The sequence below is a fragment of the Streptomyces sp. NPDC090045 genome (genome assembly GCF_044747975.1).
In the GTDB taxonomy this organism is placed as follows: domain Bacteria; phylum Actinomycetota; class Actinomycetes; order Streptomycetales; family Streptomycetaceae; genus Streptomyces.
In genome coordinates, this window is record NZ_JBIVFA010000001.1 from 658,817 (window position 1) to 678,437 (window position 19,621).

Below are 19,621 nucleotides of genomic sequence, written 5' to 3' on the forward strand. Positions count from 1 at the left end.
GCCGGGAAGAACAGTGGTATCTGACCTTCCGTCAGATTGGAACGTGTTCTAGTCTGCCGCGCATGGGCATCGGAATCACGCAAGAGCAGCGCGAGTTGGCCGAGGCGGTGCGGGGCTGGGTCGCGCGGGCCGTGCCTCCCGAAGAGGTGCGCAAGCTGCTCGACACCCCGCCGCAGACCGGGGTGCGCCCCGCCTACTGGGACGCGATGACCGCGCAGGGGCTGCTGGAACCGCACCTGGACGGCGGGACCCTGCTCGACCTGGCCGTCGTCGTCGAGGAGGCCGCCCGGGCCGCGCTGCCCGGGGCCTACCTGCCGAGCGCGCTGGCCTCCGTACTGCTGCAGCGGGCCGGCGCCGAGCCGCTCGCCGGCCGGGTCGGTGCGGTCGCGCTGGGGTCCGGAACCCTGACCGCCGTGGCCGTCGAAGGCGGGGGGTACCTGCTCGACGGCCTCGCGCCGCCCGCGCTCGGCGCCGGCGAGGCCGACCTCGTCCTGCTCGCCGCCGAAGCCGCGCACGGCACCCGCTGGTTCGCCGTCGACGCCGCCGCGCTGGACATCCGTACGCACGAGAGCGCCGACCCGACCCGCCCCACCGCGGAGGTCCGGGCGCGCGGGGTCGCCACCACCCCGGACCGGCTGCTCGAACTGGACGCGTCCCTCGTCCGCGACCTGGCCTGCACCCTCTTCGCCGCCGACGCCTGCGGCACCGCCGCCTGGGCCCTGCACACCGCCGCCGAGTACGCCAAGGTGCGCGAGCAGTTCGGCCGGCCCATCGGGCAGTTCCAGGGTGTCAAACACCTGTGCGCCGACATGCTGGTCCGGCTGGAACAGGCCCGGGCGCTGGCCTGGGACGCCGCACAGGCCGTGGACGAACCCGCCGACGTGCGCTCGCTCGTCGCCGCCCTCGCCGCCGGGAGCGCCCTGGACGCCGCCTACACCTGTGCCAAGGACTGCATCCAGATCCTCGGCGGCATCGGCTTCACCTGGGAGCACGACGCCCACCTCCACCTCCGGCGGGCGCTCGTCGCCCGCCAGCTGCTGGGGCCCGGCGACGGACACCGCCTGCGGGCCGTACGCCTCGCCGCGGGCGGAGCGCGGCGCGAACTGCGCCTGGAACTCCCCGCGGAGGCCGAGACCCACCGCGCGAAGGCCCGTACCGCCATCGCGGACGCGCGCGGGCTCGACCCGGCCGCCGCCCGGCGGATCCTGGCCCCTACCGGCTACGCGGCCCCCTACCTCCCGCCGCCCTACGGTCTCGGCGCCGGCCCCGTCGAGCAGCTCGTCGTCCAGCAGGAACTGGCCGCGGCCGGGGTCAAGGTCGCCGACCTCGGGATCGCCACCTGGGTCGTGCCCTCCCTCCTTGCCTACGGCACGCAGGAGCAGCGGGAGGCCTACGTCCTGCCGACCCTGCGCGGGGACCTCACCTGGTGCCAGCTCTTCTCGGAGCCGGGCGCGGGCTCCGACCTCGCCTCGCTGAGCACCAGGGCCGAGCGGACCGGGGACGGCACCTGGAAGGTCAACGGACAGAAGGTGTGGACGAGTTCCGCGCACAGCGCCGACTACGGGATCCTGCTGGCCCGCACCGACCCGGACGCGCCCAAGCACAAGGGGCTCGGCTACTTCGTCGTCGACATGAAGAACACCCCCGGCATCGACATCCGGCCGCTGAAGGAGATCACCGGCGAGGCCCTCTTCAACGAGGTCTGGTTCGACGACGTGGAACTCCCGGCGGACGCCCTGGTCGGGGCGGCCGACGGCGGCTGGAAGGTCGCCCGCAACACCCTCGGCAACGAACGGGTCCACATGGCCGACCAGATGACCTTCGACTCCGGCCTGGAGGCGCTCCTCGCGCGCGCCGCCGACCTCGACGGCACGTACAGGGCGCGGATCGGCGCCCTCGCCGCCGAGGCGCACGCCCTGGCCTGCATCGGGCTGCGCACCACCCTCCAGCAGGTGTCGGGGCTGGAGCCGGGCGCGGGCGCCTCCGTACGCAAGCTCGTCCAGACCCCGCACCAGCAGCGGACCGCCGAGCTCACGCTCGAACTGCTGGGACCGGCGGGCGCCGTACGGGAGGGGGCCGGGGCACGGGCGGTGCACGGCATGCTCATGTCCCGCTGCCTGACCATCGCCGGGGGCACCACGCAGGTCCAGCTCAACGTCGTCGCCGAGCGGATTCTCGGCCTCCCCAGGGACTAAGGGACTAGGAGTCATCGGGCATGAAGTCGCACAAGTCGTACATCGTGGGCGTCGGCATGACGAAGTTCGAGAAGCCGGAGTCGCGGGACTGGCAGTACTGGGACATGGCGAAGGAGGCCGGGACCGCGGCGCTCGCCGACGCGGGCGTGGACTACGGACTGGTCGAACAGGTCCCCGTGGGCTACTGCTTCCAGGCCTCGACGGCCGGCCAGCGGGCGGCGTACGAGCTGGGGCTGAGCGGCGTCCCGGTCTACAACGTCAACAACAACTGCGCCACGGGCTCGACCGCGCTGATGATGGCGCGGCAGTTCGTGGAGGGCGGGATCAGCGACTGCGTGCTGGCGCTGGGCTTCGAGAAGATGAAGCGCGGAGCGCTGGGGGGCGGGGCCGACGGCGGAGACTTCAAGACCTCTCCGGTCGCCCGGCACTACGGGATCATGGCGGCCGGCCACGGCTTCGAGATGTCCCCGCCCACGGCGCAGATCTTCGGCAACGCGGCACGGGAACACATGGAGCGGTACGGGACCACGGCCGCGCAGCTCGCGGCGGTGGGTGCCAAGAACCACCGGCACTCGGCGAACAACCCGAACGCGCAGTTCCAGGACGTGTACTCGGTGGAGGACATCCTGGCGGCGAAGGAGATCCACGCGCCGCTGACGAAACTGCAGTGCTCGCCCACCTCGGACGGGGCCGCGGCGGCGCTGGTGGTGTCGGAGCGGTTCGTGGTGGCGCACGGGCTGCACGACAAGGCGGTGGAGATCGTCGGCCAGGCGATGACCACGGACACGGAGGAGTCCTTCGCGTCCGGCTCGTGCATCGACGTCGTCGGCAAACCGATGACGGCCGCGGCGGCGCGGCGGGTGTACGAGGACTCGGGGCTCGGCATCGAGGACGTGGACGTGGTCGAACTGCACGACTGCTTCTCGATCAACGAGCTGCTGACGTACGAGGCGCTGGGCATGTGCGGGGACGGGGCCGCGGGCAAGCTGGTGGAGAGCGGCGCGACGACGTACGGCGGGCGGTGGGTGGTGAACCCCTCCGGAGGGCTGATCTCCAAGGGGCACCCGCTCGGCGCGACGGGGCTGGCGCAGGCGGCGGAGCTGGTCTGGCAGCTGCGGGGCGAAGCGGGCCCGCGCCAGGTCGACGGAGCGCGTGTCGGGCTCGCGCACAACATCGGCCTGGGCGGGGCGGCGGTGGTGACCCTGCTGCGGAGGTGACGGGCCGGGCCCGGGGCTGGGGCTCCGCCCCAGCCCCTCCCCCAGACTCCGTCCGGGGGGACCCCCACGCCGCAAACGCCGGCGAGGCTATATTTCAGCCCCGCCGGCGTTTGAGGCGCGGGGGTACGGGGCAGCGCCCCCGCAACGGCGCCGCACCTGCGCAGCTGCGCGACGGTCAGAGCTTCTGGATGTCCTTGTGCACCACGTCGGAGCCCAGGTGGTCGGCGTACAGGCGCACCTTGAGCGGGTGGCCGACCGGAGCCTTGATGATGATGCCGGGGTACTCGCCCATGCCGCCTCCGTTGCAGGAGGGCTCGGTGGTCAGGTTGGACCAGCCGTTCCAGTTGTCCGGGTCGTTCCACGACACCCAGGCACAGTCGCGCTCGCCGCTGGTGATGTGCACCGAGATGATCCTGACCGCGTTCACCTCGCCGTCGACGCGCTCGTAGACCACCGTCCCGCGGTTGTGGTGGAGGCCCTTGCCGGCCTCCAGCTCGACCGGGGGGACTCCGGCCGGGGTGTCGGCAGCGGCCGGAGCCGCGCCTCCTGCGAGGGTCGCGACAACGAGCGCGGCGGCGGCGGACAGGGCGGATACGCGCATGGTTTCTGCCTCCACGAAGCTGGGTTCAGGGGTCTCATCCTGGTCCAGCAGGTGGACGCGCGCTGCTGCGGAATCCGTCATTCGGTGGCCGGGATCGAACGGTTGTGCCTATTTCAAGCCGGGTCCGGAACCGGCGGTCCGGAGTTCGCAGCGGCCGTCCACGCACTCCCTTCGGAGCCGGCCGCGGGAAAGGGTCTGGGCCAGGCCGATCGCCCAGCACATCGGGCAGCCCCGCAGGGCGACCAGGCCGACAGGGGCGAGGAGCAGGGCGGCCGGGCCGAAGGCCGGGATCAGGGCGAAGGCCGCGATCAGCGCGCCGAAGCCCACCGCACCCCGCGCCAGGTGCCGCGGCACGGACGCGCTCGCGAAATCGGAGCCCGAGGCGGACAGGGGGGAACGGGTGTCAGTGGAGGGCACGGGTGTCTCCCAGGGAGTGCTGGACGGCCGCGCGGGCCCGGTGGAGCCGCGACTTCATCGCGGCCGTGCTGAGGCCCAGGGACTCCGCGGCCATCCGCCCGCTGTAGCCCTGGACGTCCCGCATGATCAGTACGCGCCGCTGGTCCGCCGGCAGCGCGGCGATGGCCTCCGCCACCCGCCCCGCCTCCAGCCGCTGCAGCACCTCGTCCTCGGCCGACATCACGGCGGTCTCCGGCACCTGCGCACGCTCCCGCGGCATCAGCCGGGCACGGCGCAGGCACTCGTTGCGGACGATGCGGAACATCCACGACGCCAGTGCCCCGGACGCCCGCAGCATCCCGATCCTGCGGTACAGGATGATCAGCGCTTCCTGGGCCGCGTCCTCGGCGTCCTCGCGCGACGCGCACAGCGAGTGCGCGAAGCGCCGTACGTTCGGGTGCGATCCGGTGACCAGGGCGGTGAGCGAGTCGAGGTCACCCGCCTGCGCGGCGACGATCAGGGCCTCGCCGGGCCACTCCGTCCGGTCAGCCACGGGTCCGGCCCCGTCCACGGCGCAGTACGAGGACGCACGTGCAGAGCAGGACGAGCGCGCCGGCACCCACGAGAACAGCGATCACGACAACCTCCAGGTCATGTGCCGACCTTGGCATCGGCACGTACACACAAGAGGCGCGACCCCCGGAAAAGGATTCACCCCAGGGTCGGGTCCACCACCGTTTCGCCCATCGAGGCGCGGCGGATCGAGTCCGCCAGGTCCTCGATCGGGCCGTCGCGCAGGATCAGCCCCGCGGCCCCGGCGGCGAGCGCGGCGTCGGCCAGCCCGGGGTGGGCCGAGCCCGTCAGGACGAGGATCCGGCACTCCGGGTCCTCCGCCAGGAGGGCCGTCACGGCCTCGACCTCCTCGACCAGCGCCACCGCCGGCCGGGCCGTCAGGTCCCGCACGACCTCGATGTCCGGCACGAGGCCGAGCTGGAGCGCCAGGGCCGGGTTCTGCGGATCCAGCAGGACCCTCAGGGCGCGGGCCTGGCGGTGTTCCACGGGCATTTCTTCCACCGGGAAAGCCTATCTGACGTGAAGTCAGGAGTCTCCTCGACTGGTCTTCCCAACTGCGGGGGCGTGCGTTATACATTCCCTCACCGGCCGGTCCTAGAACGCGTTCTAGAACCGGCCCCCGTATACGACCTCGGTGCGGCCGACGGTGCGGACGGCCGCACCGAGGTCTTCCAGGGCAGCGACACTCCAACGACAGGGAGCCGCATCCTCATGCCGATCGATGCCGCCAGGGCCCTCGCCGCCGACCCCCGCCAGGGGAGCATCGGCTGGGACCACAAGGACATCCAGCTCTACCACCTCGGCCTCGGCGCGGGCCTGCCGGCCACCGACCCCGACGAACTGCGCTACACCCTCGAATCCAAACTCCACGTCCTCCCCAGCTTCGCGACCGTCGCCGGCGCCGGCATGGCCATGATGGGCGGCCTCGCCGCACCCGGGATCGACGTCAACCTCGCCCACGTCCTCCACGGCGGCCAGTCCATCGAGCTGCACCGGCCCATCCCCGTCAAGGGCAGCGCCACCTCCTCCGCCAAGGTCGCCGCCCTGTACGACAAGGGCAAGGCGGCCGTGATCGTGCTGCGCACCGAGGTCGCGGACGCCGACGGGCCGCTGTGGACCAGCGACGCGCAGATCTTCGTACGGGGAGAGGGCGGCTTCGGCGGCGAGCGCGGCCCCTCCGTCAAGGAGGAACTCCCCGGGCGCGCCCCCGACCGCACCGAGGAGCGCCGCATCCGCGACGAGCAGGCCCTGCTCTACCGCCTCTCCGGCGACTGGAACCCGCTGCACGCCGACCCCGAGTTCGCCAAGCTGGCCGGCTTCGACAAGCCCATCCTGCACGGCCTGTGCTCGTACGGGATGACCCTCAAGGCCGTCGTCGACACGGCCCTCGGCGGGGACGTCTCCCGGGTCCGCGCCTACCGCACGCGCTTCGCCGGGATCGTCTTCCCGGGCGAGACGCTCCGCATCCGGATGTGGCAGGAGCCCGGCCGCGTCCTGGTGTCGGTGACCGCCGCCGAACGGGACGACGCGCCGGTCCTCGCCGACACCGTCGTCGAACACTCGTAGTCGTACGCCCTCTTAAGGAGCCGCACCGTGCGCGCAGCACTGCAGAGCGAGATCGGCCAGGACAAGCTCGAAGTCGTCGACGACATGGAAGCCGTGGGCTTCGGCCCCGGCAAGGTCAGGATCCGCATCAAGGCCACCGGCCTGTGCCACTCCGACCTCTCCGCGATGAGCGGCGTACTGCCCCAGCCCGCCCCCTTCATCCCCGGCCACGAGGGCTCCGGCGTGATCACGGACGTCGGCGACGGGGTCACCAGCCACAAGATCGGCGACCGGGTCCTCGTCTGCTGGCTGCCGCCGTGCGGGCACTGTCCCTCCTGCAAGCGCGGCCAGGGACACCTGTGCCTGGAGGCCTTCGGGAACGTCGCCACCCCCAACTTCAAGCGGGCGGCCAGCGACATCTTCGGCTTCGCCGGCACCGGCACCTTCTCCGAGGAGATGGTCGTACCGGCCCCCTGCGCCATCCCGATCCCCGACGACCTGCCCTTCGACATCGCGGCGCTGATCGGCTGCGGCGTCACCACCGGGCTCGGCGCGGCCATCAACACCGCCAAGGTGGAGGCCGGCTCCTCGGTCGCCGTCATAGGCTGCGGCGGCGTCGGCATATCCGTCATCCAGGGCGCCAAGGTCCAGGGCGCCGCACAGATCGTCGCCGTGGACCCGGTCGCCTCGCGGCGGGAGGCGGCGCTGCGGTTCGGCGCCACCGAGGCGGTCTCCCCCGAGGAGTTCGCCGACGCCAAGAACCGGATCACGGCCGGTGAGGGCTTCGACTACGTCTTCGAGGTCGTCGGCAAGTCCGCGACCGCGCAGAAGGCGTACGAGATGACGCGGCGCGGCGGCTCCGTCGTCATCGTCGGCGCGGGCGCCCTCGACGACAACTTCCAGATCAACATGTTCTCGCTGTTCTTCGACGAGAAGAAGATCCTGCCGTCGATGTACGGCGGCGGCGACGTGCTCCGCTCCTACGAGCGCACCATCGCGCTGTGGCGGGCCGGCCGCATCGACCTGGAGAACCTGATCACCCACCGGGTCAGCCTCGCCGAGATCAACGAGGCCCTCGACCAGATGCGCACGGGCGTCGCCCTGCGCACCTGCATCGAACTCTGACCACCCGTTCTGCCGATTCCGAGGGGAACCGTACGGATGTCACTGCCACTTGAGGGACTCTCCGCCATCGTCACGGGCGCGGGCCGCGGGCTCGGCCGGGCCGAGGCGATCGAGCTCGCCCGGCTCGGCGCGAGCGTGGTCGTCAACGACTTCGGCCAGCCCGGCCGCGACGGCTCGGGGGAGGCTTCGGCCGCCCCGGCGGAGGAGGTCGCCGCGGAGATCCGCGCCGCGGGCGGCCGGGCGGTGGCGCACCTGGGCGACGTGGCCGACTTCGAGCAGGCGCGCGAACTGGTCGAGCTGGCCGTGACCAGCTTCGGGAAGCTGGACATCCTGGTCAACAACGCGGGCATCCTGCGCGACCGGATGGTCTTCTCGATGTCGGAGGAGGAGTGGGACTCGGTGATCCGGGTCCACCTCAAGGGGCACTTCAACACCACCCACTTCGCCTCCGTGCACTGGCGCGAGCGGTCGAAGGCGGCGGGCGGCCCGGTCTACGGCCGGATCGTCAACACCTCCTCCGAGGCCTTCCTCGGCGGCTCGGCCGGCCAGCCGAACTACGCGGCGGCCAAGGGCGGCATCGTGGGCCTGACCACCTCGACCGCCCTGGCCCTCGCCAAGTACGGGGTGACGGCCAACGCCATCTGCCCGCGCGCCCGCACCCGGATGACCGAGGACGTCTTCGCCGGCTTCGAGGTCCCGGAGGACGGCAAGCTGGACGCCCTGGCCCCCGAGCACGTCTCCCCGCTCGTCGGCTACCTGGCCTCGCCCGCCTCCGCCAGGGCCAACGGCCAGCTGTTCGTCGTACACGGCGGCATCGTCGTCGTCATGGAACGCCCGAAGGTTGCCGCCAAGTTCGACACGGGCAAGGAGGCCTTCTCCTACGAGGAGCTCGACGAGGTCCTGACCCCGCACTACGCCTCCCGCCCGGCGAACGAGACCTTCGCGGCGACGGAGGTCCTGGGCCTCAAGCACGCCTGACCGGAAACACCCCGCCCGCCTTACCTCCCCGACAGCGGAGCCTGCTGGAGGGGGACCGGGCGCGGCGGGGCCGGCGGCGGGTCCAGGCGGACCGGCGGGGGAGGGGAGACCGGCAGGGTCAGACCGACGATCCCGCAGGACACGTCCGGGGTCGCGTACGGGAGGTGCAGGCGGCCCTGCGGGCTCCACAGGCCCGTACCGCCGAGCCAGCCGGCGGGGGCGGCCAGCCGGAACACGTGCCGGTCGGCGGGACGCCACAGGCCGATGTCCCCCTCGGGCAGCCGCAGCGCCACCCCGCAGGTCTCCGGCATCAGCGCCTGCCCCGGCTGCGCGGCGAAGGGGAGCGCGTCCCCGAGCCGCAGGCACTCCGGGAAGCGGACCGGGCGCGAGCTGCCCAGCACCCCCCAGCCCAGGCGCGGTTCGCCCGGGGCGTCGGAGCGGATCAGCAGCAGCCCGCTGTCCGGGTCCGCCAGCAGCAGCCGGTCGTCACTGTCCTCGGCGATCTGCAGCAGCGGGGACACCTCGCCACGGCCCAGGTCCACGGCGACGGCCTTGGTCGTGCCCTCCAGCTCCCGGTCCAGGGCCAGCAGCCGGCCCACCCGGTCCAGCCACACGCCGCCCGAGCACCGCCCCGGGATCCGGGCGACCGGCTGCGGCCCGAACGCGCACCCGGCCACCTGCCAGACCGTGGTCACCCCGTCCGCCGAGGCCAGCACGAAGGCGCAGGCCCCGTCCGGGGACGGGGGGAGCAGGGACACCCGTACGCCCTCCTCCGCGTCCACGGCGCCCAGCTGCAGCTCCCCGGTGCGCGGCCCGGCCGCCGCCCCCGTCGGGTACAGCAGCGCGAAGGCGTGCCGCTCCGCGACCCGCCGGTGGATCAGCACCCGCCCGTCGGCCAGCGGCAGCACCTCACTGTCGGCCTCCTCGGGCTGCCCGAGCGGCAGCGGAACCGCGTACGGCTCGGGCCCGGCCAGGGTCCAGCGCTCCACGAAGCGCGCCTCCCCCTCCCCGGCGAGCCGGGCGGCGTACGACCCGTCCGCGGCGATGGTGAACGCCGCAACAGCCACAGCACAGGCAGTCATTCTTGTCCTTCGTGGAGAGCGCGGAGATCTCTTCGACGGGGGTGCCCGTCATTCAGCGGGCGTGGGCCCTTCGGGTCGGTTGGCATAGGCGTAGCCGTCGGCTCGCTGGAGGAGACGGAAACGTTTGTGGCGGATGCCCTGGACGAGACCGTGTGCGGTCCTGATGTCGAAGCCGCCGCCGGCGCGGACGGCTATGCGACCCGTGTGGGTACCGGCGTTCTTGCCGGTGGGCACGACTGCGCGGGCCAGGTCTCCGGTCTGGTACCCGAAGAACTGCTTCTGCCTGGGCAGGCGGAGGCGAGGGAAGCCGTGCTTGTCGGTGCGGGTGCGGCTGTACGAGCCGCGTCCTGTCGCGGTGACCACGAGGACGCGCGCCGGGGTGCGGTTGATGGCCTGGAGTTCGCCGACGCACAGGGCGTCGAGTGTGTGGCTCTTCGGCGTGCCGGTCCGCAGCCGGTTCCACTTGGTGCGGCTGCCCGATGCCGTGCGCACGGTGGGGAACGCGGCGTCGAGGGCGCGCCACAGAGCCCAGCGGGTGGCGTTGACGGCTGCCGCGTCCTGGAGTGGGGCTTTGGCCTGGGCGAGGACGAGGGCCAGTCGCTGCGGTGACTGCCGGAGGAAGTCTTCGACCGGCTGGTTGGACTTGCTCTCGTTGCAGGGGACGCACGCGGTGCACAGGTTGGAGATGCGGTCGCTGCCTCCGCGTGAGCGGGGGTGAATGTGGTCGATGTTGAGCGGGACTCCGGTGGCGCCGCAGTAGGCGCAGGCCTTCCCCCACTTGGCGAGGAGGTAGGCGCGGACCTCTGTGCCGTACAGGGTGCCGTGCTGGTAGGCGACCCCCGCCAGTGGTTCGCCGTTGGACATGACATGGGTGTCGAACGCGACTCGCTCCACGTGCACCGCGCGGACGGGTGCCCAGCGGGCGAGTCGTGTGGTCCACGACATGGTGGTGTCCACGCGGTGACGCAGCGAGGGGGCGAGCCAGTCCTCACGTCGGGTTCGATTGGAGAAGCGGGGCTTGCGATGGCGCAGGTTGCGGGTCCGCCGGCCGCGGCGGTAGGCGGCACGCCGGGTGAGCGCGTCCCGTATCCGGCTGCCCCGGTGGGCGAGTTCGATGGCGTACAGGCCGCGGCGGTTGCCGTTCCTGGTGGTGGAGACGGCGACGCCGGTCTGCTTCGACCCGGGGTCGATCCCGAGTTCCACCCCGTCCACCTGCGACTGCTCCGCGGAGCGGTCCTTCAGCCTGATGACGAACGGGGTGTGCCGGACCACGACCGCCCGACCCTGATGGAGAAGCTTGCGGGCCCTGGCGGGGCTGGTCGGTTGCAGGGGTGTGTGGTGCCGGTCCAGGACGAACACGACAGGGTGACCCTCACGGGCCTTCTCCCCCACCTTGGGGTGGGGGGTGACGCCGTCGATGCCAGGTGAGGCATCGGCGGTCTCCCCTCGCACATGTTCCACGCCGGTTGCCGCACAGCGGCGTCCGAGTCCCGTTTCGTCCCCGATCCGGGGGGTGTCTGCTGACTCGGATTCCAGAGCAGCCCGCTGAGGAAGCACGGGCTGGTGGGTCTGCTCGCCTACGTGGAACGTAGCCAACTTCCTTCACCTCGGCATGTGTGCTGTTGGCTGATGCTGGTACCGGCGGCCCTCGACCGGAGCAGCCGATCGGCTCCATCCGCCGGAGGGGGATCCCGGTACCCGTGCTTCACCTCCGGGGTGGAAGCTAGTTTTCGGGGTTCCTGCCGAACAACACCCCCACCCCGGCTTCACACATACGGGTGTCCGGGCAGCGATTTGTTTGTGGTGGACGAGGCGATTGTGCTGTGCGATATCGGGGCGTTTAGGGTGGGGCGAACTTAGGTATGCCTAACCGGATGCTCGGTTGCCGTCCGCTCCCCCACCCCGAGGAGTTCTGACATGTCCCTCCGACGCCGCGGAACCGCCGCCGTCGCCCTCGCCGCCGCTGCCGCGCTCGCCCTGACCGCCTGTGGCGGGCAGGACGGGAAGGAGGCCAAGGACAACGGTTCCGCCGGGGGAGGGAAGGTCGTCGCGCAGGGCGGCAAGGAGTTCGGGGATGCCGCGGCGAAGACCGCCGCGTTCGGGACCGCCGCCGCGCCCGGGCAGTTCCCGCGCACCGTCACCCACGCCATGGGCGCCACGGAGCTCAAGGCCGCGCCGCAGCGGGTCGTCGTCCTCGACGTCGGCGAGCTGGACAACGTTGTCTCCCTGGGCCTCAAGCCCGTCGGCTACGCGCCGTCCGAGGGCGACGCGGGCATCCCCGACTACCTCAAGAACGAGGCCGGCGCCCCCAAGTCCGTCGGCACCATCAACAGCCTCAACCTGGAAGCGATCAACGCGCTCAAGCCCGACCTGATCCTCGGCAGCCGGCTGCGCGCCGCGGACCAGTACCCCGCGCTCTCGAAGATCGCCCCGACCGTGTTCTCCATCCGGCCCGGCTTCCCGTGGAAGGAGAACTACCTCCTCAACGCGGCCGCCCTCGACAAGAGCGCCGAGGCCAAGGCCAAGCTCGCCGCCTACCAGGCCAAGGCGAAGAAGCTCGGCGACGACCTCGGCGAGAAGAAGCCGACCGTCACGATGCTGCGCTACATGCCCGGCAAGACCCGCCTGTACGCCGGGGCCTCCTTCATCGGCACCATCCTCAAGGACACCGGCCTGCCGCGCCCGCAGAACCAGCAGGTCGAGGACCTCGCCGTCGAAGTCGGCCCGGAGCGCATGGACGAGGCCGCCGCCGACTGGATCTTCACCGGCGTCTACGGGTCCAAGGACAAGACCAAGCGGGACTCGGCCGAGGCCAACCCGCTGTGGAAGGGCCTGGAGGCCGTGCAGCAGGGCCGGGCCAAGGACGTCCCGGACGAGACCTGGTACCTGGGCCTCGGAGTGACCGCCGCCGACAAGGTCCTCGACGACCTGCGCGGCTTCCTGGTCAAGTAGTCCGGGCAGGTCGCGGTGACGGGGACGGTAGCCTTGGCCCGTGCCCCGTCTCTCTGAAGTCATCGCAGCGCTGGACGCTCTCTGGCCCCCCTCGCGGGCCGAGCAGTGGGATGCCGTCGGAACGGTCTGCGGCGACCCCGAAGCCGAGGTCGGCCGGGTCCTGTTCGCCGTGGACCCCGTACAGGAGATCGCCGACGAGGCGGTGAAGCTGGGCGCCGACCTGATCGTCACCCACCATCCCCTCTATCTGCGGGGCACCACCACCGTCGAGGCCGGCACCTTCAAGGGCCGCGTCGTGCACACGCTGATCAAGAACGACATCGCGCTGCACGTCGCCCACACCAACGCCGACACCGCCGACCCCGGGGTCTCCGACGCCCTCGCCGGCGCCCTCGACCTGCGGATCACCGGCCCGCTGGTGCCCGACCCGACCGACCCCGAGGGCCGCCGCGGCCTCGGCCGGATCTGCGAACTGGACCACCCCGAGACCCTGCGCGAGTTCGCGGCCCGCGCCGCCGCCTGGCTGCCGCACACCGCGCAGGGCATCCGTTTCGCGGGCGACCCGGACGCCCTCATCCGTACCGTCGCCGTCAGCGGAGGCTCCGGCGACAGCCTCTTCGAGCAGGTCAGGGCCGCGGGCGTGGACGCCTTCCTGACCGCGGACCTGCGCCACCACCCGGTGTCCGAGGCCCGCGAGCAGAGCCCGCTCGCCCTCGTCGACGCCGCCCACTGGGCCACCGAGTGGCCCTGGTGCGAGCAGGCCGCCGCGCAGCTCGACGCGATCTCCGAGCGCAAGGGCTGGGGTCTGCGCACCCATGTCTCGCGCACGGTCACCGACCCCTGGACGGCGCACGCGCCGTCCGTCACACACCCTTCTATCCCTGGAGCCCCCAACTGAACGCCGAGCCCGCCGACCAGATCCGACTTCTCGACGTCCAGGCGCTGGACGTCCGGCTGTCTCAGCTCGCCCACAAGCGCAAGTCGCTGCCCGAGCACGCCGAGCTCGACTCGCTCACCAAGGACCTGACGCAGCAGCGCGACCTGCTCGTCGCCGCCCAGACCCAGGCGAGCGACACCGCGCGCGAGCAGACCAAGGCGGAGCAGGACGTCGACCAGGTGCGCCAGCGCGCGGTCCGCGACCAGCAGCGGCTGGACTCCGGCGTGGGCATCTCGGCCCGGGACCTGGCGAACCTGCAGAGCGAGGTCGTCTCCCTCGCCAAGCGCCAGGGCGACCTGGAGGACGTGGTCCTGGAGGTCATGGAGCGCCTGGAGGCCGCGCAGGAGCGGGTCACCGAGCTCACCGAGCGCGTCTCCGCCCTGGAGGCCAAGGTGGCGGACGCCACCGCGCGCCGGGACGCGGCCACCACCGAGATCGACGCCGAGGCGGCGAAGGTGACCAAGGACCGCGAGGTCATCGTCACGTCCATGCCGACCGACCTGATGGCCCTGTACGAGAAGATCCGCGTCAAGCAGGGCGGGGTCGGCGCCGCGCGCCTCTACCAGCGCCGCTGCGAGGGCTGCCGGCTGGAGCTGGACATGGCCGAGGTGAACGAGATCAAGGCCGCCGCCCGCGACCAGGTCGTACGTCACGAGAACTGCGGCCGCATCCTGGTCCGTACGGCGGACTCGGGCATCTGATGCAGAGGTCTGCCGGGTTCGTCGTGGAGGCGGACGGCGGGTCCCGGGGCAACCCGGGGCCCGCCGGCTACGGCGCGGTCGTCCTCGACCCGGCGACGGGCGAGACGCTGGCCGAGCGCGCGGAGTACATCGGCGTCGCGACGAACAACGTGGCGGAGTACAAGGGGCTGATCGCCGGTCTGGAGGCCGCCCGCGAGCTGGACCCGGACGCGGTGGTCCTCGTACGCATGGACTCCAAGCTCGTCGTCGAGCAGATGTCGGGCCGCTGGAAGATCAAGCACCCGGACATGAAGCCCCTGGCGGCGGAGGCGGCGAAGATCCTGCCCCGCGCGCAGGTCACGTACGAGTGGATCCCGCGCGAGAAGAACAAGCACGCGGACCGGCTCGCCAACGAGGCGATGGACGCGGGCAAGCGCGGCAAGCAGTGGGAGCCGTCCGGCTCCACGGCCGCCCTGGACGCCTCGGCGGCCCGGACCCTGGGGACCCCGCCGCCGGCCGGCCCGCCCGGGGACGCCGTGGCGGGCGCCGCGGCCGTCCGGGCCGCCCTCGCCTCCGGCGTCGGCGCTGGTAAGGGCTCCCGTGGTACGGGCTCCCGCGGTGCGGCTGAGCCGGCTGCCGATGACACGCTGTTCAGCCCGGACGAGACGGGCGTCCCCGCCCGGGCGGAAGCCCCGGCCTCCGGCACCGGCTGGGGCCCGGACATGGGGGCCCCGGCCACCTTCGTACTGCTCCGGCACGGGGAGACCGCCCTCACCCCGCAGAAGCGCTTCTCCGGCAGCGGGGGCAGCGACCCCGAACTGTCCCCGGCCGGCCGGGCACAGGCTGCCGCCGTGGCCGAAGCCCTGGCCGCCCGCGGCACCGTGCAGACGATCATCAGCTCCCCGCTGCGCCGCTGCCGCGAGACGGCGCAGGCGGTCGCCGACCGCCTCGGCCTGGCCGTGACGGTCGAGGAGGGGCTGCGCGAGGTGGACTTCGGCGCCTGGGAGGGCCTGACCTTCGCCGAGGTGCAGGAGCGGTTCCCGGACGACCTCCAGGCCTGGCTGGACTCCCCGAGGGCGGCTCCCACGGGCGGCGGCGAGAGCTTCACGGCCGCCACCCGCCGGATCTCGGCCACCCGCGACCGGCTGCTGGCCGCGCACGCGGGCCGGACGGTCCTGCTCGTCACCCACGTGACCCCGGTCAAGATCCTGGTCCGCCTCGCCCTGGGCGCGCCGCCCGAAGCGCTGTTCCGCATGGAGCTCTCGGCGGCCTCCCTCTCGGCCGTCGCCTACTACGCGGACGGCAACGCGTCGGTCCGGCTGCTGAACGAGACGTCGCACCTGCGGTAGGCCTCGCCGGCCGGGCTGCGGGTTTCTGGCCGGGGCTCGGCGGGCGGGTTGGCTGCGCCGGTGGCCTGGCCGGCCGGGTGCGATGCGGAGGCCGGCGGATCGGTGCGGCTTGGGCCGGGCGTGCCGCTGGCCTTGCCGGCCTGGGTGCGGGCTTCGGCGGTGCGGCCTGGGCCGGGTGTGTTCCGGGGCGTCTCCTCGGGCGTCGAACGTGTCGGGGGGTCGGTGGGCCGGGGCACCTTGTGTTCGACGCCCTGCGGGGAGCGCCCCTGCACACACCCGTCCCCGCACCATCCAGCCTCGCCGGCGTTTGAGGAGCGGGGTTCGGGGCGGAGCCCCGGTCTTTGAGCCGCACCGAGCCACCCCGCCAGAGCCGCGCTGGGGGTCGGCGGGCCGTGGCACCTTGCGGGAGGACAGAACCGCCCCGGAGTGGGAGGGGCAGACGAGTCGGCCTGTACGCCGGGTTCTGTCGCCCGGTGACCTCGCGGTCGCCGGGGAGACGGCCATCCATCTAGGACCGGTGTTGCCACCGGCCTCGTGCGGTCTACCCGCGAACTCGGGCGGGCAGCCCTCGATCGTTCGCGCAGACCCGTCCGGAGACGGATCCTCTTGACCTTGCTCCAGGTGGGGTTTACCTAGCCGCCTGAGTCACCTCAGGCGCTGGTGGTCTCTTACACCACCGTTTCACCCTTACCGAGGACCGAAGTCCCCGGCGGTCTGTTTTCTGTGGCACTGTCCCGCGGGTCACCCCGGGTGGGCGTTACCCACCACCCTGCCCTGTGGAGCCCGGACGTTCCTCGGCGGGATCCGAGGATCCCGACGCGGCCGCCCGGCCGACTCGTCTGCCGTGGTGGACATGTTACCCGGGGCGACGGCCGCGCTTGACCTTGACGCAACGGCAGGGTTTCTACTGGGCTCATGCGGATCGGAGAGATCGCCGCGGTCGTCGGGGTCACCACCCGGGCGATCCGGCACTACCACCATGTCGGGCTGCTCCCGGAACCGGAGCGGCGTTCCAACGGATACCGGGCCTACAGCCTGCGGGACGCCGTCCTGCTGTCCCGTGTCCGGCGGCTCACCGAGCTCGGGCTCAGCCTCGACGAGGTGCGCGACGTCCTCGCGGACGACGCCGGGCGCGAACTGGCCGACGTACTCGAAGAGCTCGACGCCGATCTGGCCCGGCAGGAGGCCGAGATCGTGGAGCGCCGACGGCGGCTCGCGGTGCTGCTCGCCGCCGGGCCGGGGGAGGGCGAGCCCCTGTCGCCCGCGCTCGCCGAGCTGCTGGCGAAGGCGCCCGCGACCGGCTCCCCGACCGCGGCCAAGGACCGCGAGCACCTGATCCTCCTCGACGCGGCGGGCGCGGGCGGCCAGGAGATCTACGCCGCCCTCGGGCCGCTCGCCGCGGACCCCGCCGTGCTCGCCCTGTACGAGCGCCTCGACGAGCTCGCCGACGCCCCCGTGGACGATCCGCGGATCCCGTCGCTGGCGGCGGAGCTGGTGGCGTCCGTCCCCGACGAGGTGTTCGCGGCGATCCCCGCCGAGGGGCCGGTCGTGGCCGGGTTCAAGGAGGCGCTGCTCGCCGAGTACGCGCCCGCGCAGGCGGAGGTCGTCCGCCGCGTCATGGAGGCATTCATCGAGAGGGGGCGGGGATGACCCGCATACGGGCGGCGCGGATCGCCGTCACCGCAGTGGTCCCGGCGGAGCTGGCGCTCGTGGTGTGTCTGGCGGCCGGGGTGCGCGTGCCCGGCTGGGCGCTCGCCGCCACCGAGGTGGTGCTCGTCGCCGTGCTGCTGCTGGAGGCCCGGGTGCTGTGGGGGCTGTACGCCGCCGGGCGCGCCCGCGGGGCCGGGCGCGGGGAGGCCTGGCGGGAGGCCGTGCGGGCCGTGGTGCCGGTCCAGGTGCGGCGGCTGCTGCGGCACGAGCTGCACGCCCTCGCCGCCCTCGGGAGGTGGACCGTGCGCAGGCGGCACGGGGTGCGCCCCGGCGATCTCGCCGCCGCGTACACCGGACCGCAGACGGCCATGATGTACGGGATGCTCTTCGTGTCGGTGGTGGAGACGGTGGCCCTGGCCTTCCTCATTCCCTGGCCGGCGGTCCACCGGGTGGTGCTCGTGCTCGACGTGTACGGGGTCCTGATCGTGCTGGCCCTGCACGCCGCCTGTGTCACCCGGCCGCACGTGGTCCGTCCGGACGGGTCCCTGCTGATCCGCTACGGCGCCCTCTTCGACCTCGCCGTACCGCCGGACGCGGTGGCCTCGGTACGGGTGGAGCGCCGTTACCCCGAGGGCCGGCTGGTCACGCTGTCCGAGGACGGGGTGCTCGACCTGATCGTCGGCAGCCAGACCACGGTGACCCTGGAGCTGAACCGGCCGCTCCCCTTCACCCGCCCGCTCGGGGCCACGGCCGAGGCGCGGACCGTCCGCTTCCACGCCGACGACCCGCGCGCGCTGGTCACCGCCCTGCGCCGGCAGCCCGCCCCCTCCTAGACGGGCGCGAAGAGGATCTTCGACGTGCCCGGGTCGGCCTGCGTGAGCCGGACCCGGATGCGGTCGCCCAGCGGGAGCGCCCGCGCGGTGGACTCGACGCGTCCGACGACCGCGGGGTCCTCCAGGTGGACGATGCCGGCGAGCGGCTCCCGTTCGTCGACGTCGATGACCGTGGCCTCGAAGGTCTGCCCGACGCGGTCCTTGAGCACGGCCGCCTCGACGAGGTCCACGGACTCCCGCTCGGCCGTGTTCGCCAGCCGGGTGCCGTCCGCCATCTCCCGGGGGAGGGTGTCCAGGGCCGCGACGGCCCACCGCGGGGGCTCGGCCCCGGCGACCGCCGCCACGCACAGCTCGCCGGCGTACCGGTCGGCGAGCCGGCGCAGCGGCGCGGTGCAGTGGGCGTACGGGGCCGCCACCGCGGCGTGGATCGCCGGGTCGGGGGTCTCGCCGCCGGTGAAGACGGTGTAGCCGGCGCCCCGCAGCAGGGCCGTGCACTCCTGGAGGAAGGCGGCGTGGGCGGGGCGGTGCGGATCGAGGGAGCGTACGAGTTCGGCGTACGGGACGTGGTGCGGCCAGTCGATCCGCAGGGCCTTCGCGGCCCGGCGGAGCCTGCCGACGGCGCCGTCGGGGGCGCTGGGCAGCGTACGCAGGATGCCCGTGCCGGTGGCCAGCATCAGATCGGCGGCGGCCATGCCGGTCATCAGGGAGATCTGGGCGTTCCAGCCGTCCGCGGGGAGCGGGGCGCGGTAGGCCAGGGAGTACGTGCCGTCGTGCTCGACGACCTCCTGCTCGGGCACGTTGAGCGAGATGCCGCCGCGCTCCTGTTCCAGGGCCTCGCGGAGCCGGCCGACGTCCTTCAGCAGGGCGAGCGGCTCCTCGGCCGTGCCGGTGTCGATGGCCTTCTGGACGCGGTCGTAGTCGAGCTTGGCCCGGCTGCGGACGAGGGCGCGCCGCACGTCGACGGTCTCCACGCGGCCGTCGGGGTCCAGGTCGAAGCGCCACAGCAGCGCGGGACGGGTCCGGTCGGGCAGCAGGCTGGCCGCGTCCTCCGAGAGCACGGCCGGGTGCAGCGGGACCCTCCCGTCGGGGAAGTAGAGGGTGGTGACGCGGCGGTGGGCCTCCGTGTCGAGCGGTCCGCCGGGGGTGACGAAGGCGGCGACGTCGGCGATGGCGTAGTGGACGCGGTAGCCGCCGGAGGCGCGTTTCGCCAGGTGCATGGCCTGGTCGAGGTCCACGGAGGACGGCGGGTCGATGGTGAAGAGGGGGATGTCGGTGCTGTCCAGGTCCGGGAGGCGGGGGTGCGCGGCCGCGTGCTCGGCATCGGCGAGGACCGCCGCCGGGAACTCCGAGGGCACTCCCAGCTCCGTCCGCAGTTCACGCAGCGCGGCCCGCAGAGCAGCCCCGTCTGCGCCGGTCATGTGCATCTGACGGCGTGGCATGGATCGAGCCTATGGTCGGGCGGCCCGGACGGCACGGCGAGCCGTCTACCCTGGCCGGGGGGCCGCATC

Annotated in this window: 18 protein-coding genes and 1 other RNA gene; 11 read left to right on the top strand and 8 right to left on the bottom strand. The window is 72.9% G+C overall.

Annotated elements, in window-relative coordinates; translation table 11 throughout:
* The first annotated feature begins 62 nt into the window (after positions 1-62).
* Positions 63-2,195: an acyl-CoA dehydrogenase gene (locus ACIPYQ_RS03045; protein ID WP_401245559.1), complete on the top strand. Its 2,133-nt coding sequence runs from the start codon at positions 63-65 to the stop codon at positions 2,193-2,195.
* A 20-nt stretch (positions 2,196-2,215) separates the two neighbouring features.
* Positions 2,216-3,412, top strand: a complete 1,197-nt coding sequence (locus ACIPYQ_RS03050) for a lipid-transfer protein (protein WP_401245561.1) — start codon at positions 2,216-2,218, stop codon at positions 3,410-3,412.
* A gap of 175 nt (positions 3,413-3,587) precedes the next feature.
* Here ACIPYQ_RS03050 and ACIPYQ_RS03055 read toward each other — a convergent pair whose 3' ends face one another.
* From ACIPYQ_RS03055 to ACIPYQ_RS03070, 4 genes are all read right to left on the bottom strand, one after another.
* The gene (locus ACIPYQ_RS03055; RefSeq protein WP_401245563.1) at positions 3,588-4,013 is read right to left on the bottom strand and encodes a hypothetical protein; all 426 of its coding nucleotides are present in this window, start codon (positions 4,011-4,013) and stop codon (positions 3,588-3,590) included.
* Positions 4,014-4,121: 108 nt separating this feature from the next.
* The gene (locus ACIPYQ_RS03060; RefSeq protein ID WP_401245565.1) at positions 4,122-4,430 is read right to left on the bottom strand and encodes a hypothetical protein; all 309 of its coding nucleotides are present in this window, start codon (positions 4,428-4,430) and stop codon (positions 4,122-4,124) included.
* Positions 4,417-4,962 (bottom strand): sigma-70 family RNA polymerase sigma factor, encoded by a 546-nt coding sequence (locus ACIPYQ_RS03065; RefSeq protein WP_361768796.1) that lies wholly within the window; start codon positions 4,960-4,962, stop codon positions 4,417-4,419. Before ACIPYQ_RS03065 ends, ACIPYQ_RS03060 begins: the two co-directional genes overlap by 14 nt.
* 158 nt (positions 4,963-5,120) lie before the next feature.
* Complete coding sequence (locus ACIPYQ_RS03070; protein WP_401246101.1) at positions 5,121-5,474, bottom strand: DNA-binding response regulator; 354 nt, start codon at positions 5,472-5,474, stop codon at positions 5,121-5,123.
* 219 nt (positions 5,475-5,693) lie between these two features.
* On the opposite strand from ACIPYQ_RS03070, the gene ACIPYQ_RS03075 reads away from it, so the two are divergent.
* From ACIPYQ_RS03075 to ACIPYQ_RS03085, 3 genes are read left to right on the top strand one after another with little or no spacing between them, the layout of a single operon-like run.
* Positions 5,694-6,548 (top strand): MaoC/PaaZ C-terminal domain-containing protein, encoded by an 855-nt coding sequence (locus ACIPYQ_RS03075; protein WP_401245567.1) that lies wholly within the window; start codon positions 5,694-5,696, stop codon positions 6,546-6,548.
* 27 nt (positions 6,549-6,575) lie between these two features.
* A complete protein-coding gene (locus tag ACIPYQ_RS03080; protein WP_401245569.1) occupies positions 6,576-7,652 on the top strand; it encodes a Zn-dependent alcohol dehydrogenase in 1,077 nt (358 codons plus the stop codon).
* A gap of 36 nt (positions 7,653-7,688) precedes the next feature.
* Positions 7,689-8,630 carry a 3-oxoacyl-ACP reductase gene (locus ACIPYQ_RS03085; protein WP_401245571.1) on the top strand — a complete coding sequence of 314 codons (942 nt, stop codon included), beginning with the start codon at positions 7,689-7,691 and terminating at the stop codon, positions 8,628-8,630.
* Positions 8,631-8,650: 20 nt separating this feature from the next.
* Here ACIPYQ_RS03085 and ACIPYQ_RS03090 read toward each other — a convergent pair whose 3' ends face one another.
* Positions 8,651-9,712: a hypothetical protein gene (locus tag ACIPYQ_RS03090; RefSeq protein WP_401245575.1), complete on the bottom strand. Its 1,062-nt coding sequence runs from the start codon at positions 9,710-9,712 to the stop codon at positions 8,651-8,653.
* A 48-nt stretch (positions 9,713-9,760) separates the two neighbouring features.
* The gene (iscB, locus tag ACIPYQ_RS03095) at positions 9,761-11,173 is read right to left on the bottom strand and encodes an RNA-guided endonuclease IscB (protein ID WP_401245577.1); all 1,413 of its coding nucleotides are present in this window, start codon (positions 11,171-11,173) and stop codon (positions 9,761-9,763) included.
* A gap of 456 nt (positions 11,174-11,629) precedes the next feature.
* Between iscB and ACIPYQ_RS03100 the strand changes: the two genes are divergently transcribed.
* From ACIPYQ_RS03100 to ACIPYQ_RS03115, 4 genes are read left to right on the top strand one after another with little or no spacing between them, the layout of a single operon-like run.
* On the top strand, positions 11,630-12,664 hold the full coding sequence (locus ACIPYQ_RS03100; protein ID WP_401245579.1) for an ABC transporter substrate-binding protein: 1,035 nt from the start codon (positions 11,630-11,632) through the stop codon (positions 12,662-12,664).
* Positions 12,665-12,704: 40 nt separating this feature from the next.
* Positions 12,705-13,562 carry a Nif3-like dinuclear metal center hexameric protein gene (locus ACIPYQ_RS03105; RefSeq protein ID WP_362240191.1) on the top strand — a complete coding sequence of 286 codons (858 nt, stop codon included), beginning with the start codon at positions 12,705-12,707 and terminating at the stop codon, positions 13,560-13,562.
* On the top strand, positions 13,559-14,302 hold the full coding sequence (locus tag ACIPYQ_RS03110) for a C4-type zinc ribbon domain-containing protein (RefSeq protein WP_361768828.1): 744 nt from the start codon (positions 13,559-13,561) through the stop codon (positions 14,300-14,302). The genes ACIPYQ_RS03105 and ACIPYQ_RS03110 overlap by 4 nt, the downstream gene beginning before the upstream one ends.
* On the top strand, positions 14,302-15,630 hold the full coding sequence (locus ACIPYQ_RS03115; RefSeq protein WP_401245582.1) for a bifunctional RNase H/acid phosphatase: 1,329 nt from the start codon (positions 14,302-14,304) through the stop codon (positions 15,628-15,630). The genes ACIPYQ_RS03110 and ACIPYQ_RS03115 overlap by 1 nt, the downstream gene beginning before the upstream one ends.
* Positions 15,631-16,066: 436 nt before the next feature.
* On the opposite strand, the gene rnpB is transcribed toward ACIPYQ_RS03115, so the two are convergent.
* Positions 16,067-16,468: RNase P RNA component class A (gene rnpB / locus ACIPYQ_RS03120), an RNA gene on the bottom strand.
* Positions 16,469-16,545: 77 nt separating this feature from the next.
* On the opposite strand from rnpB, the gene ACIPYQ_RS03125 reads away from it, so the two are divergent.
* Complete coding sequence (locus ACIPYQ_RS03125) at positions 16,546-17,280, top strand: MerR family transcriptional regulator (RefSeq protein ID WP_401245584.1); 735 nt, start codon at positions 16,546-16,548, stop codon at positions 17,278-17,280.
* Positions 17,277-18,113: a hypothetical protein gene (locus tag ACIPYQ_RS03130; RefSeq protein ID WP_401245586.1), complete on the top strand. Its 837-nt coding sequence runs from the start codon at positions 17,277-17,279 to the stop codon at positions 18,111-18,113. The genes ACIPYQ_RS03125 and ACIPYQ_RS03130 overlap by 4 nt, the downstream gene beginning before the upstream one ends.
* Here the strand turns inward: ACIPYQ_RS03130 and ACIPYQ_RS03135 are convergent.
* A complete protein-coding gene (locus ACIPYQ_RS03135) occupies positions 18,110-19,552 on the bottom strand; it encodes an RNB domain-containing ribonuclease (RefSeq protein WP_401245588.1) in 1,443 nt (480 codons plus the stop codon). The genes ACIPYQ_RS03130 and ACIPYQ_RS03135 overlap by 4 nt on opposite strands.
* Positions 19,553-19,621: the final 69 nt, after the last annotated feature.